Source organism: Yinghuangia aomiensis (genome assembly GCF_039542225.1).
In the GTDB taxonomy this organism is placed as follows: domain Bacteria; phylum Actinomycetota; class Actinomycetes; order Streptomycetales; family Streptomycetaceae; genus Yinghuangia; species Yinghuangia aomiensis.
This window is the reverse complement of record NZ_BAABHS010000014.1, coordinates 1-13,410: the sequence shown is the minus strand read 5'-3', so window position 1 is coordinate 13,410 and position 13,410 is coordinate 1. Positions and strand designations below refer to the sequence as shown.

11 protein-coding genes and 1 pseudogene are annotated in these 13,410 nt (G+C 69.9%); 8 read left to right on the top strand and 4 right to left on the bottom strand.

Going from position 1 to position 13,410, the window contains the following annotated elements:
• Positions 1–88: 88 nt before the first annotated feature.
• From ABEA93_RS20080 to ABEA93_RS20065, 4 genes are all read right to left on the bottom strand, one after another.
• A complete protein-coding gene (locus tag ABEA93_RS20080) occupies positions 89–1,006 on the bottom strand; it encodes a TauD/TfdA dioxygenase family protein (RefSeq protein WP_345677012.1) in 918 nt (305 codons plus the stop codon).
• Positions 1,003–1,746: a TetR/AcrR family transcriptional regulator gene (locus ABEA93_RS20075; RefSeq protein WP_345677011.1), complete on the bottom strand. Its 744-nt coding sequence runs from the start codon at positions 1,744–1,746 to the stop codon at positions 1,003–1,005. Before ABEA93_RS20075 ends, ABEA93_RS20080 begins: the two co-directional genes overlap by 4 nt.
• A gap of 118 nt (positions 1,747–1,864) precedes the next feature.
• Positions 1,865–2,305 (bottom strand): hypothetical protein, encoded by a 441-nt coding sequence (locus ABEA93_RS20070; RefSeq protein ID WP_345677010.1) that lies wholly within the window; start codon positions 2,303–2,305, stop codon positions 1,865–1,867.
• A 253-nt stretch (positions 2,306–2,558) separates the two neighbouring features.
• Positions 2,559–3,581: a hypothetical protein gene (locus tag ABEA93_RS20065; protein ID WP_345677009.1), complete on the bottom strand. Its 1,023-nt coding sequence runs from the start codon at positions 3,579–3,581 to the stop codon at positions 2,559–2,561.
• A gap of 301 nt (positions 3,582–3,882) precedes the next feature.
• On the opposite strand from ABEA93_RS20065, the gene hemL reads away from it, so the two are divergent.
• The 8 genes and pseudogenes from hemL to ABEA93_RS20025 all read left to right on the top strand — a co-directional run bounded on the left by hemL (position 3,883) and on the right by ABEA93_RS20025 (position 13,027).
• A complete protein-coding gene (gene hemL, locus ABEA93_RS20060) occupies positions 3,883–5,220 on the top strand; it encodes a glutamate-1-semialdehyde 2,1-aminomutase (RefSeq protein WP_345677008.1) in 1,338 nt (445 codons plus the stop codon).
• A gap of 2 nt (positions 5,221–5,222) precedes the next feature.
• A complete protein-coding gene (locus ABEA93_RS20055) occupies positions 5,223–5,891 on the top strand; it encodes a histidine phosphatase family protein (RefSeq protein ID WP_345677007.1) in 669 nt (222 codons plus the stop codon).
• A gap of 57 nt (positions 5,892–5,948) precedes the next feature.
• Complete coding sequence (locus tag ABEA93_RS20050) at positions 5,949–6,548, top strand: TlpA family protein disulfide reductase (RefSeq protein WP_345677006.1); 600 nt, start codon at positions 5,949–5,951, stop codon at positions 6,546–6,548.
• Between the two features lie 37 nt (positions 6,549–6,585).
• Complete coding sequence (locus tag ABEA93_RS20045; protein ID WP_345677200.1) at positions 6,586–7,305, top strand: cytochrome c biogenesis CcdA family protein; 720 nt, start codon at positions 6,586–6,588, stop codon at positions 7,303–7,305.
• A 4-nt stretch (positions 7,306–7,309) separates the two neighbouring features.
• Positions 7,310–9,055 carry a cytochrome c biogenesis protein ResB gene (gene resB / locus ABEA93_RS20040; RefSeq protein WP_345677005.1) on the top strand — a complete coding sequence of 582 codons (1,746 nt, stop codon included), beginning with the start codon at positions 7,310–7,312 and terminating at the stop codon, positions 9,053–9,055.
• Positions 9,056–9,126: 71 nt separating this feature from the next.
• Positions 9,127–10,167 (top strand): c-type cytochrome biogenesis protein CcsB, encoded by a 1,041-nt coding sequence (ccsB, locus tag ABEA93_RS20035; protein WP_345677199.1) that lies wholly within the window; start codon positions 9,127–9,129, stop codon positions 10,165–10,167.
• Between the two features lie 1,031 nt (positions 10,168–11,198).
• A pseudogene (locus ABEA93_RS20030) lies at positions 11,199–11,532 on the top strand (transposase); the annotation flags it as partial.
• A gap of 184 nt (positions 11,533–11,716) precedes the next feature.
• Complete coding sequence (locus tag ABEA93_RS20025) at positions 11,717–13,027, top strand: phosphotransferase family protein (RefSeq protein ID WP_345677004.1); 1,311 nt, start codon at positions 11,717–11,719, stop codon at positions 13,025–13,027.
• Positions 13,028–13,410 lie beyond the last annotated feature (383 nt).

Below are 13,410 nucleotides of genomic sequence, written 5' to 3'. Positions count from 1 at the left end.
GCTTCCCGCGCGTACCCCGCACCCCTGTTCGCGGGCCCGGCCCGGCCCGCGACCGGCCGGTTGCCGGCCGTTCGCCGGCCGGTATCGGTCAGCTGTCGAGCGCGTGGGACTCGAACCCGTCGGGGCCCTTGGGGAGGTCGCCGGCGATGGTGATGCGCTGCATGGAGCGGTGCATGCCGGCCGGGATGTCGGTGGGCACCAGGTGCGAGGTGGAGCGGTTGTCCCAGAACGCGATGCTGCCCGGCTGCCAGCGGAAGCGCACGGTGAACTCGGCGTCCGTCAGGTGCTCGTAGAGCATCGCCAGGAGGTGGCGGCTCTCGTTGCGGGAGAGTTCGACGATGTGGCTGGTGAAGTTCGGGTTGACGAACAGGATCTTCTCGCCGGTCTCCGGGTGCACGCGCACCACGGGGTGGACCGAGCGGAGGCCGTCGCCGAGGAACTGCTTGGCGAGCTTGCTGGGCAGGTCGCCGCGCTTGATGGGCAGCGCGTTGTGGTGGACGGCGTGGAGGCCGTCGATCATGGCCTTGACCGGCTCGGACAGGCGGTCGTAGGCGACGACGAGGTTGGTCCACTGGGTGTCGCCGCCGTAGGGCGGTACGACCACGCCGCGCAGGATCGACCCCATCGGCGGGGCGGGGATGAAGGTGACGTCGGTGTGCCAGCGGCTTTCCACCGTGCCGCCGCCGCCCATGCCTCCGCCGCCGCCCATCTGCTGGTTGTCCAGCAGCAGGATCTGCGGGTAGTCGGGGAACTGCGACGGCAGCGTCGGGTGCGCCTTGGTCGGTTCGCCGAATGCCTGGGCGAAGGCGAGGTGCTGGGCCTGGGTGAGGTCCTGGTCGCGGAAGAACACGACCTTCCAGGCGAGCAGCGTGGCGCGGATTTCCGCGACGAGTTCGGGGGTGAGCGGCTGCGACAGGTCGACACCGAGGATTTCGGCGCCGATGTGGCCGGCCATGGGGCGTATGTCGAGCCCGAGTTCGGATGCGGTGGTGGGGGCTGTGGTCACGAGGCGGTCCTCCGGTGTCGGTGCAGGGCCGCACGGGTCTCCGCGGAGGAGGGCGCGGCGGCGAGGGCGACGGCGGTGTCGGTCAGGTCGGACAGGAAGACCTGACGGTCGGTCAAGGTCGTGGCGCGGCCGTACTGGATGAGCGTTTCGCGGTTGGCGAGCGCGTGCGCCACGTAGCCGGCCAGCCGCGACCAGCGTTCGTCGACCAGTTCGGCGGGCAGCGGGTCGGGGCCGGCGGTGAAGAGCGCCGCGAGGCGGGTGCGGACGACGTGCACGCCGCGCGTCCACGCCTCGCGGCCCAGGTCGGTGGCGGCGATGCCTTCGAGCAGGCCCGCGTTCATGGAGAACCGCAGGTACCAGGTCGGCCTGCCGGGATCGCCGACGGTTTCCGCGAGCGGGTAGATGTACGCCTCGACGAGTTCGCGCAGGTCGTGGCCGCGGCCGTCCCGGTCGAGTTCGTCGAGGAAGGCGAGCCGGCGGTTGTTGATGGGTTCCATGCGGTAGCGGAAGATCGCGTCCACCAGGGCTTCCTTGGAGCCGAAGTGGTAGCGCGCGGCGGCGGTGTTGCGCTGGCCGGCCTGGGTGCCGATCTCGCGCAGCGACACGCCGTTGACGCCGCGTTCCGCGAAGAGCCGTTCGGCGACCTCGATCATGCCGAGGCGCGCGGCGGCGCCGCGGCCGGATCCCACCGCATCGAGGCTGTCGAGGGCGGTGTCGAGGTTCGTCGGCGGCTCGCTCATGGCCAGACGTTAAAGCGGGCGGTTTAATAACTCAAGTGGGTTAGCCAAGTTTTTTGACGGTACCTCAAAAGGGCGCCTTCCCGGTGGGGAAGGCGCCCTGGGCGGCGTCAGCCGTATGTCACGAATGCATCAGGCAGTACAACTGGTCGCCCGCGCGGTGGAGTTCATGGGCGAACGCGGTCCAGTCGTGCAGCATGCGGTACAGCAGGTAGGCGTCCCGCGGGATCCGTCGGTCCGGCACCGTCGACCAGATGAACGCCGCGGCGCCCAACTCCTCGTCCGTCGCGTTCCGCAGCACTTCCAGCAGGATCGGCGGCAACTGCATGACCGCGTGCGCCGGGTGCAGCACCACCAGTTCGAGCGGCGGCGTGGCCTCGCGCGGGGTGTCGCCGAGCAGCGACAGCACCATCGCGCTGACCGTCTCCGGCTTCACGTTGCTGATGTAGGAGTTGCTGGGGCGTTCGCGCGGTTCGTACGGGTCGAGGGGATCGATGAGCGGAGGGACCCGAGCGGCGGCGGCGCGGTCCGGCGCGCCGAAGTACTCGTACGTCACTCCCACCGGCCGCCTCCTTTCGAACTTCCGCCGTACTGCCGTGCCTGCATGCCGTGCACTGTGCTGCCGTGTCCTGTGCCGCCGTGTCCGCTGCCGCGGTGAACCGTGCTGCCGTGAGCTGGGGGGTGGGGGCGCCCGGACGTGCCGGGAGGGCGTCCCACGGATGATCGTCCCAGGTCGGAGGGGTGTCGGGCACGAAGGTTAGGTAACAGGTGTGCACCACTCCTCACCGCCGGGAACCGGCATTCCCGATGGGGCGTCAGGGACCTCCCGCGGCCGTCGTCAGCTCGGCGAACTCGCCTTGCTGCAAAGCCTGGTCGAAGATGCGGAAGCGATCGTTCCGGCCCACTGCGGTCACCCGCACCGCACCGCCGACCGCTTCCACCCCGATGTCCGACACCGCCTCGCCCCACGGCATTCCGTTCTTCAAGCGGTGCTCCGGTGCGAAGAATTCCCGCACCCGGTCCAGGTTCTGCGCCGAACTGCCGGGCAGGCACAGCACCTGCGTGACCGGCCGGCCCTTCGCGCCGCGGAAGCCGACCGCGATCGGCGCCGCGCCGCCGCCGTCCGGCCGCGGTCCGGCGATCTCCGCGGCCAGCACGTCGCCGAGGCAGGCCGCCAACGACGTGTACGGTTCCGCGTCGCCCAGTGTCTTGCCCTTCCCGGTGTCCGCCGCGGCGACCTCCGCCGCGCCGCCGCCGTGCACGAGCGTCGCGCCGTCCACCCGCACCACGTTGAACGCGGCGAGCGCCTCCGGCACCGCGGCGGTCTCCAGGCTTATTTGGTAGTCGGGCGCGGTGCGCCACTGCGTGCCGGCCGAGGCGGTGTGCTCCCGCGCGGCCTTCGCGGCGGCGAGCCGTTCCTCCACCACGGAGAGCTTGAGCCCGCCGGACAGCACGGTGGCCTGCTTCGGCGCGGTGCCCGCCGTCCACGTGCGGTCGGCGTCGCGCGGGTCGAAGCCGTACACAGGCGGCAGCCGGTCGGCGAACTTCCAGTCCTCCGCCAGGCCGGCGATCTGCGCGTACGGGCCGAGGCGCCCCGCGTCGCCGTTGGCGGCGCGCAGCCCGGCGAGGTCGGCGTAGGTGAACCACGCGCGGGTGTCGGGGGTGTCGGCGACCCGGTCGAGCGCACCGCGGACCCCGCCCGCGGCGGAGCCCTTCCCGTCCTTGCCGTCGCCGCCGCAGGCCGTCGCGGCCGCCATCAGCAGCGCGGCCAGCGCCGCACCCGTCGCGAGACGTCCTCGACCACCGGACCAAACGCCCGTCCGCGTCCTGCCCGCCACGCGCACCCCGCCTGCCCTGAAACTGCCCTGAAACCCGCGCCGCCCATGCCCGACCGCCCGGCCGCCGGGGAGTGTGGGACTCACGTGACGGCAGATGACGGATCGTCTGATAATACCGACCTGTTCCGGGCTGTAGTCGTCGCCCGGCGGGTTGATTTTGCCGACATCGACGGAGACATCCGGCCGGGACGCGCCAGAGGCGTGCGCGGGGAGGCGGGTTCGGGTGCGGCATGCCGACACGTGTGACCCGGCACCGGGAGCGGCGGTCCGGGCTCCGCGCGCGCAGTGAGACCATGGCGGGGTGAGCCCAGTCAGCGACCTCCCGTCCTACCCGTCCGACGCACCCGCCTCGCAGGCGCTCTTCGACCGCGCCCGCGCGGTCACGCCCGGCGGCGTCAACTCCCCGGTCCGGGCCTTCCGCGCGGTCGGCGGGACGCCCCGCTTCATGGCGTCCGGCCGCGGCCCCTTCCTCACCGACGCCGACGGCCGCGAGTACGTCGACCTGGTGTGCTCGTGGGGCCCGATGATCCTCGGCCACGCCCACCCCGCGGTGGTCGACGCGGTCACCGCCGCCGTCGCCCGCGGCACCTCCTTCGGCACCCCCGGCGAAGGCGAGGTGGAACTCGCCGAGGAGATCGTCGCCCGCATCGCGCCGGTCGAGCAGGTGCGGCTGGTCACCTCCGGCACCGAGGCGACGATGTCCGCGATCCGCCTCGCCCGCGGCTTCACCGGCCGCGCCAAGGTGGTCAAGTTCGCCGGCTGCTACCACGGCCACGTCGACGCGCTCCTCGCCTCGGCCGGGTCCGGCCTGGTCACCTTCGGCCTCCCGGACACCCCCGGGGTGACCGGCGCACAGGCGGGCGACACGCTGGTCCTCCCCTACAACGACCTCGACGCGGCCAAGGCCGCCTTCGCCGCGCACGGCGCCGAGATCGCCTGCGTCATCACCGAGGCCGCCCCCGGCAACATGGGCGTCGTCACCCCCGCGCCCGGCTTCAACGCCGGCCTCGCGGAACTGTGCCGGGCGCACGGCGCGCTGTTCGTGTCCGACGAGGTCATGACCGGATTCCGGGTGTCCAAGGCAGGCTGGTTCGGCATCGAGGGCGTCACCCCCGACCTGCTGACCTTCGGCAAGGTCATGGGCGGCGGCTTCCCCGCGGCGGCGTTCGGCGGCCGCGCCGACGTCATGGCGCACCTCGCCCCGGCCGGGCCCGTCTACCAGGCCGGCACGCTCTCCGGGAACCCCGTCGCCACCGCGGCCGGCGTCACCACCCTGCGGAACTGCACCGACGCCGTCTACGCGCACCTCGACCGGGCCTCCGCGACGCTGCGCGACGCGGTGTCCGCGGCGCTCGCCAAGGAAGGCGTCGCGCACACGGTCTCGAACGCCGGGAACATGTTCTCGGTCTTCTTCACCGGCACGCCGGTGCGGGACTACGACGACGCGCGCGGCCAGGAAGCGTTCCGCTACTCGGCTTTCTTCCACGCGATGCTCGACGCCGGGGTCTACCTCCCGCCGAGCGCTTTCGAAGCGTGGTTCCTGTCCGCGGCGCACGACGACGCCGCTCTCGACCGTATCCTCGACGCGCTGCCGCAGGCCGCCCGCGCCGCGGCCCAGGCGACCCCGGAGGGCAACTGAGCATGGCCGGCCGTTCCTCGCACGATGTCACGATCGTCCACCTGATGCGCCACGGTGAGGTGCACAACCCGGAAGGCGTGCTGTACGGGCGCCTGCCCGGCTACCGCCTGTCCGAACTCGGCGTCAAGATGGCCGAGCGCGTCGCCGACCACCTCGCCGGGCGCGACATCACGCACGTCGTCGCCTCGCCCCTGGAGCGCGCCCAGGAGACCGCCGCGCCGATCGCCGCCCGGCACGGCCTGGAGGTCGCCGAGGACGAGCGGCTCATCGAGGCCGCGAACATCTTCGAAGGCAAGACCTTCGGCGTGGGCGACGGCTCGCTGCGCAAGCCGGAGTACTGGAAGTACCTGCGCAACCCCCTCAAGCCGTCCTGGGGCGAGCCCTACATCGAGCAGGTCGTCCGCGTCATGGGCGCTCTCGGCCGGGCCCGCGACCTGGCCCGCGGCCACGAGGCGGTCTGCGTGAGCCACCAGCTGCCGATCTGGGTGACCCGCTCCTTCGTCGAACGCCGCCGCCTGTGGCACGACCCGCGCAAGCGCCAGTGCTCCCTCGCGTCGCTGACCACGTTCACCTACGAAGGCGACAAGATCGTCTCGGTCGGCTACAGCGAACCGGCCCGCGACCTCCTCCCCCCGAAACTGGCCGCCCAGGCCAAGCAGTTCGGGGCCTGACCGCAGCCCGACCGGACCCCGTGCAGGGGCCGGAATACCCCATGCGAAACTTTTCACATGCTCACACGTAGCCCGCGTCGCCGCGCCGCCGTCGCCGTCGCCGCCGTTCTGACCGCCGCCACCGCGCTCGCCGGATGCTCGTCCGGCGGCGGCGGGAAGAACACCAGCGGCGACCAGCAGGGCTACGTGTCCGGGGACGGGATCAAGCGGGTCTCCGCGGACAAGCGCGAGAACGCGCCCGGGGTGTCCGGCAAGACCCTGGACGGCAAGGACGTCGCCCTCGCGGACTTCAAGGGCAAGGTCGTCGTCCTCAACGTGTGGGGCTCGTGGTGCTCGCCCTGCCGGGGCGAGGCACCGAACCTGCAGAAGGTGTACGACGCCACCAAGGACTCCGGCGTCGTGTTCCTCGGCATCAACACGCGCGACTCGACGCAGGAGAACGCCAAGTCGTTCGAGGAGCGCTACGGCATCACCTATCCGAGCATCTGGGATCCGGAAGGGCGCCAGATCCTCAAGTTCAAGGGCAACCTCAACCCGCAGGCGATCCCCAGCACGCTGGTGATCGACAAGAACGGGAAGATCGCCGCGCGCGCACTGAGCGCGGTGACCGAGGCCGACCTGCGTTCGATGATCGACCCGCTGCTGAACGGGAACTGACGTCGTGCTGGTCGCCGCGGCGCAGAACTCCACGATCATGAGCGGGTCGCTCCTGCTCGCCATACCGCTGGCGTTGTTCGCCGGGCTGGTCTCGTTCTTCTCGCCGTGCGTGCTGCCGCTGGTGCCCGGCTACCTCTCGTACGTCACGGGCGTGTCCGGCGCCGACCTGAAGGACGCGGCCCGCGGCCGGCTGGTCGCCGGCGTGCTGCTGTTCATGCTCGGCTTCACCGCCGTGTTCGTGTCCATGGGCGCCGCGTTCGGGTTCTTCGGCAACACCCTGCTCGACCACCAGAAGATGCTCACCCGCATATTCGGTGGTGTCACGATCGTGCTGGGCCTGTCCTTCATGGGCGTCCTCCCCGGCATGCAACGCGAGTTCCGCATCCACAAGAGGCCGACGCTCGGCCTGATCGGCGCGCCCGTCCTCGGCGTGCTGTTCGGGCTCGGGTGGACGCCCTGCATCGGGCCGACGCTCGGCTCGGTGCTCTTCCTGTCGTACAACGAGGCCAGTGCGAACCGCGGCGCCGTGCTGACGGTGGCGTACTGTCTTGGTCTCGGCGTGCCGTTCCTCGTGGCAGCGCTCGCCTTCCGAAAGGCGCTCGGCGCGTTCGCCTGGGTCAAGCGGCACTACGTCTGGGTGATGCGGCTCGGCGGCGGACTCCTGGTCTCTCTTGGCCTGCTCATGGTCACCGGGGTGTGGGACCACATCATCCGCCAGATGCAGACCTGGGTCAGTGATTATCAGATCGGAATCTGACGCCGTGACAATCGAGACACACTCCGGCAAACCGCACAGCGAACCACCCCCCGGGACGGAAGAGCCCGCGGAGCGGGTGCCCCCTGCCGCGGACGCGGTGGACGTGCAGCACGCGGACGCCGGTATGTCCACGGCGCCGCGCGCGGACCACGACGACATCGTCCAGCCGAAGCTGGGCCCGGGCGGCTGGGCGCGCTGGACGTGGCGGCAGCTGACCTCGATGCGGGTCGCGCTGATCCTGCTGCTGTTCCTGTCGCTCGCGGCGATCCCCGGATCACTGATCCCGCAGCGGCCGGTCAGTCCGATCAAGGTCAACCAGATGTTCCGCGACCATCCGACGCGGGCGAAGATCTACGACAAGCTCGACTTGTTCAACGTCTTCGGCTCGTGGTGGTTCGCGGCGATCTACCTGCTGCTGTTCGTCTCGCTCGTCGGCTGCATCGTGCCGCGGGCGTGGGCGCACGCCAAGGTCCTGCGCGGCCGCCCGCCGAAGGCGCCGCGCAACATGGACCGGCTGCCCGCGTATGCGAGCTGGGAGACCGACACCGCGCCGGACGCGGTGCTGGAGGCGGCGCGCGCCAAGCTCAAGGGGCGCCGCTTCCGGCTGTCCCCGTCGGCGGATTCGGTCGCCGCGGAGAAGGGCTACCTGCGCGAGACCGGCAACCTCGTCTTCCACGTCGCGCTGGTCTTCGTGCTGCTCGCGTTCCTCCTCGGCACCGTCTACAAGGGCTCCGGCAACAAGATCCTCGTCGAAGGCGGCAACGAGGGCTTCGCGAACAGCCTCACGCAGTACGACGACTTCCAGTCCGGCCCCTGGTTCGACACCAAGAACATGGAGCCGTTCGGCTTCAAACTGACCAAGCTCGACCAGACCTTCGAGCGCCTGGGCACGCAGCGCGGCGCCGCCCGCGGCTTCGAGGCCACCATCTCGTACTGGCAGGGCGACCCGGACAGCGCGACGAAGTCCGGCAAGATCAAGGTCAACGAGCCGCTCACCATCGGCGGCACCCGGGTGTACCTGCTGGCCACCGGCTACGCGCCGGACGTGACGGTCACCGACGCCAAGGGCAAGGTCGCGTTCAGCGGCCCCGTGGTGTTCCTCCCGCAGGACGGCAACCGCACCTCGACCGGTGTCATCAAGGTCCCGGACGTCAGCGGCGGCCTCCAGCAGATCGGCTTCGACGGCATCTTCACGCCGACCACGGCCGTCGACGCGGTGCGCGGCTGGCATTCGATCTTCCCGGCGCTGGACGACCCGTCGCTGATCATCACCGCGTTCCACGGCAGCCTCGGCGTCGACGCGGGCGTCCCGCAGTCGATCTACCGGCTCAACACCGACCGCATGGAGCAGTTCAAGAAGACGGACGGGCAGCCCTGGGCGGTCGGCATGCGTCCCGGCGACGTGCAGACGCTGCCGGACGGCACCCAGATCCGCTTCAACGGCGTGAAGCCGTGGGCGAACTTCCAGGTCAGCAAGGAGCCCGGCAAGGAACTCGCGCTGTACAGCGTGGGCGCCGCCATCGTGGGCCTGGTGCTGTCGCTGTTCATCCGCCGCCGCCGCATGTGGGTGCGTGCGGTCGCCGGACCCGACGGGCGTACCGTCGTGGAGGTCGCCGGACTGACCCGTACCGAAGGGGGCGGTCTGGGACAAGAGGTGCAGGCTCTCGTGGACGATCTGCGGGCTTCGGCACCTGTCGCTGAAACTGCCGACGCCGCGGGCGCCGACACGACGAAGAAGGACGAGGAATAGGCGTGCCCCCGAACGGTACTGGCGCGGTAGACGCCGTCAACGAGAATCTGGCGCACCTGAGCAACTGGTTCATGTACTCGGCGATCGCCGTGTACGTGCTGGCGTTCTTCGCCTTCTGCGCCGAGTGGGTCTTCGGCGGCCGCAGCCGCGTCGCCCAGCAGTCCGCCGCGCTCACCGCGGCGCGGACCGCCGTGGCCGCACCCGCTCCGGCGGTCGTCGAGGCGGCCGCGGAAGGCGGCGGCGGTGTGGCCCTCGCCACCCGCCCGGTGGTCGTGGTGCGCGGCGGCGGTCACGACAGCGACGCCGCGGACGACCGGGGCGACGTGACGGGCGGCGACGAACGCTCGGACCGGTTCGGCCGGATCGCCGTCGCGCTCACCGTCGTGGCGTTCCTCATGCACTTCGGCACGATCCTCTCCCGCGGCCTCGCGGTGAAGCGGGCGCCGTGGGGCAACATGTACGAGTTCTCCACCGCGGTCGCGCTGATGGCCGTGGCGGCGTTCCTCGTCACGCTCATGCTGCGCCCGGTGCGGTGGCTCGGCCTGTTCGTGGTGCTGCCGGTCATGTGCACGCTGGGCCTGGCGGTCGGCGTGCTCTACACCGACAGCCAGCAGCTGGTGCCGGCACTGCACTCGTACTGGCTGTGGATCCATGTGTCGACGGCGATCGTGTCGTTCGGGGCGCTGCACATCGGTGCGCTCGCGTCGCTGCTGTTCCTGTTCAAGGACAGCTACGAGACCCGGATGAAGGCGGCGCAGCCGGTGCGCCGCAAGTGGGACACCATGATGGAGCGGCTGCCGGCGTCGGTGTCGCTGGACAAGACCGCGTACCGGGTCAATGCGCTGATCTTCCCGCTGTGGACGTTCGCGGTGGTCGCGGGGGCGATCTGGGCCGAGGTCGCGTGGGGCCGCTACTGGGGCTGGGACCCCAAGGAGACCTGGTCGTTCATCACCTGGGTCGCGTACGCGGCGTACCTGCACGCGCGGGCGACCGGCGGGTGGAAGGGGCGCAACGCGGCGTACCTGTCGCTGGTGGCGTTCTCGTGCTTCCTGGTGAACTACTACGTGGTGAACATCTTCGTGAACGGGTTGCACTCGTACTCGGGCGTTTAAGTACCTGTGTCTGAACCCAGCGCTAGTCCGAGAAGCTGGTCAGGCGGACCGCATGGACGTGGATGAGTCGGAAGACGAGGATTCGCACGTCGAGGGCTCCGCTGCGGAGGCGTGTGATGGTTGTGGCGGGACGATGGAGCTGGGTTTGCTCGACCGTGACGCCCCAGTTCTTCAGCACACTCGGGACAGGAGCCTGGGGATGTAGTCGACGACTGCGTCCCCATAGCACCTGTCCGCTGGCGAGGGCGAGGTTTCGGGAGTGTCGATCCGATCCGGGTCGCTCTGGATGTGCGTTGGTGCGGCGGTCGGATGCGCGGGGTGGGCGTGTAGCGGCAGCCGGGTGTCTTGGCCTCGATGAGTTTGACGCCGTCGTGGGGGGCGAAGTCCTGCTCGCAGTTGAGGAACGGCAGCCCGGTGGAGGTCAGTTGCTGCTCGGCGGTGGTCTTGACCTGGGCGCTGGCGGTGCCGACGAGCCTGACGGTGAACCCCATGCCGATGCGCTCGCTGGAGTACGTGTCGTTCTCCTTGTGGAACGCCTCCAACGTGGCGTTGTCCGCGTCCACGAGGAGGATCGACACGGAGACTGCTGCCTGCCGTACCAGCACAGCGCCTTCTGCTTGCCCCCGCGGACTTGGTCGGCTTGGTCGAGCTTGGTGTCCGGGCCGGTGGTGTCCATGCGCTCGCATGCGCCGAGCGCGGGCTTCAACAGCGCCGCGACTTCCTCGAACGAGCCCGCGCGCGGCAGCCCGGAGACCGGTTTCCCTGTGTCGGGTTTTCCCGCGTCGGACCCGCCGCCGGGAGCGGCGCTGGCGCCTCCGGAGGCTGCCGCGGCCGGAGCCGAAGGCGCGTCCGGCTCGTCGTCGCTTGCGCAGCTTGCCGCAAGGAACATCGAGGCGGCCAGGACGACACGGCTCGGAAACCTGAACGACACCCCGGCCTGCCGCCGCTCGGCCGGCCACCGGGACGCCGTCCACCGCGAGTACTCAATGTGGCTCTGTTCACGTCGCAGAGCAGCGGTTTCGACAGCAGTTCACCGGCTGAGGGCCCGCGCCGAGGACCGCATCCGCAACGCACGCGACACTGGCCTGCGCAACCTGCCTCTGCACCACGCCGCGCAGAACCAGGCCTGGCTGGAGATCGTCTCCCTCGCGCTCGACCTGCTCGCCTGGATGCCGATACTCGCCCCGACCGGCCAAGTCCGCCGCTGGGAACCGAAGAAGCTCCGCCCACGGCTGTTCTCCGCCGCCGCCCAAGCGGTCACCACCAGCCGCCGAAAGAATCCTGCGTTTCCCGAGCCACTGGCCCTGGGGCCACCTGATCACCGGGGCCGTCGAACGACTGGGGTCCCTCCCGCATCCCGGCTAACCGGCAGCGTCCGACACCCCGACCCACCGCCTCACCCCGCCCCGACCCTGGGACCCGGCGCCTACCCGACGCGCCAACCGGGCCTCGGGGCCACAGACACACCCGCGCACCGGAAACACCCACAACCATCGACACAAACGGTCCGTCAGCAAGCTGACGGGCCGTCACGAGGTTAGATGTGCGTATGAGTGACGCGCCGGTCATCGGCTCGGATGAAGCCCAGGAGCTCGACCGCAGGGCGGAGGCGATACGACAGGCCCATCCCCAACAGGCACTGTCCGGCTCTTTCAACACGAATATCCGCGTTGACGACTTCAACGTCCGCCGCCCGCTGGATACGGTCGCAAAATCCCCGTATGCATGGCGTTTGCATACGGAGGCGGCGGTTCTCCGCGCTCTGGGCGGAATGCGGGGCCGGGTTCCTGAGCTGTTGTACGCGGACCCGGACAGGCGCTTCCTGATACAGAACTGGGTGGAAGCCCAGACACTGAGGGAAGTCGTCAAGGCCGGCCTGGTAGCGAGTGTCGACGAGGTTCCACGGGCCTACTTCGAGCAGGTCGCCCGGTTCTGGAGGGACCTCCAGGACGTAGACCTCCCCCATGTCGAATCGCTTCCTGATCCCATGGTGCGGCGGCTCGCGGCGGGCAGCTCGCACGCCCCCGGCATACGGCGGGCACCGACGACCCTGGCGGAATACACCGCGCTGCACGTACAGACGATCGCCATGTACTTCGACGAGTCCACAAAGCACTCGGAGTTCATCGCCCGGAGGCTCGGCTTCCCCGCCGACCCGGAACGCTACGCCCGCCAGGCACTCGACCGGCTCACCGACGCCCCGCTCGCACCCGCACACCCCGATCTGCACATCGATAACCTGGGCGTGAGAGACGGCGGGCAGTGGGAACCGTTCTTCTTCGACGTCGAACTGGTCAGCCGCCAAGACCCCCGCCACGCCCTCGCGACCATGCTGTACTGGGGCGGATACGGCGACGCGAAACAAGCCGAGATCCTCGACGCCCACACACGCGCGGCCCCCGCCCACCTGCGCCCGACCCTCAAAGAGGACGTCCACGCCTGGTACCGATACGCCGTCACACACCGGGCCACCCAAAAGCTCGCCGGGTGGGCGCAAGCCACGGAGAAGCATGTCTCTGCGCTCGCGGACCTAAAGGTGCATCTCCCGTATTTCACACGTTTGACCAACGAAGCCGCGCGGGTATGGGGCGCCCCCGCGGTGACTGAGCGCTACGTGTGGGAGACGTTGCTGGACGCAACCCGCATGAACGCGCAGCAGAAGCGGTTCCCGGACGCAGTCACGGCGGGCTTCGGTGTCCTGGCCAGCCGCGGGCCGGTCTTTCCCGTACTGGATGCGGATTCTCGCAGTGGCTTCGGCGTCCTCGCCGCCCGCACGCCCGTCGCTTCGGCCCGGACCGATCACCCCCGTGTGGCCGCTACCGAGCAAGGCCTGGCGAAAGCGCCCGAGAAGAGCAGATGAGTACCTGTTCCTCAATCCCCTGCCGCCGGCGATCTCGGTAGGTTGGTAGGAGCCGGAAGACGGCTCAGCCCGATGGCCATCGGGACGGCCTGGGCCACGGTGATCACGATCACCGATTCGCTCTGCCCTACCGGCCTCAGATCCCCCAGGAGTTTCGTTAGCGGAACGGTCACGGTGACCGCCGCGAACGCTTCCGGGTGCCCCCATCGCCGCGTCAACGCCCTGACCAGCGGATACGGGGATTAGGAACAGGTACTCAGCTTGTCGTTTAACCTTGGGGTTGCTCTTTAGCAGCAAGTGGCTTGGCTTGTCTGGGTTTTCGTTGATCCCGGTGATGTGGGCGGCCTTCGCCTGATCCTGTGCTTCGACCGAGAAGACACGTG

Excerpts from the sequence above, each read along its gene's own strand:
- ABEA93_RS20075 (WP_345677011.1), bottom strand. The coding sequence starts at position 1,746 with ATGAGCGAGCCGCCGACGAACCTCGACACCGCCCTCGACAGCCTCGAT.
- ABEA93_RS20055 (WP_345677007.1), top strand. The coding sequence starts at position 5,223 with ATGGCCGGCCGTTCCTCGCACGATGTCACGATCGTCCACCTGATGCGC.
- ABEA93_RS20050 (WP_345677006.1), top strand. The coding sequence starts at position 5,949 with ATGCTCACACGTAGCCCGCGTCGCCGCGCCGCCGTCGCCGTCGCCGCC.
- ABEA93_RS20045 (WP_345677200.1), top strand. The coding sequence starts at position 6,586 with ATGAGCGGGTCGCTCCTGCTCGCCATACCGCTGGCGTTGTTCGCCGGG.
- ccsB (WP_345677199.1), top strand. The coding sequence starts at position 9,127 with ATGTACTCGGCGATCGCCGTGTACGTGCTGGCGTTCTTCGCCTTCTGC.
- ABEA93_RS20025 (WP_345677004.1), top strand. The coding sequence starts at position 11,717 with ATGAGTGACGCGCCGGTCATCGGCTCGGATGAAGCCCAGGAGCTCGAC.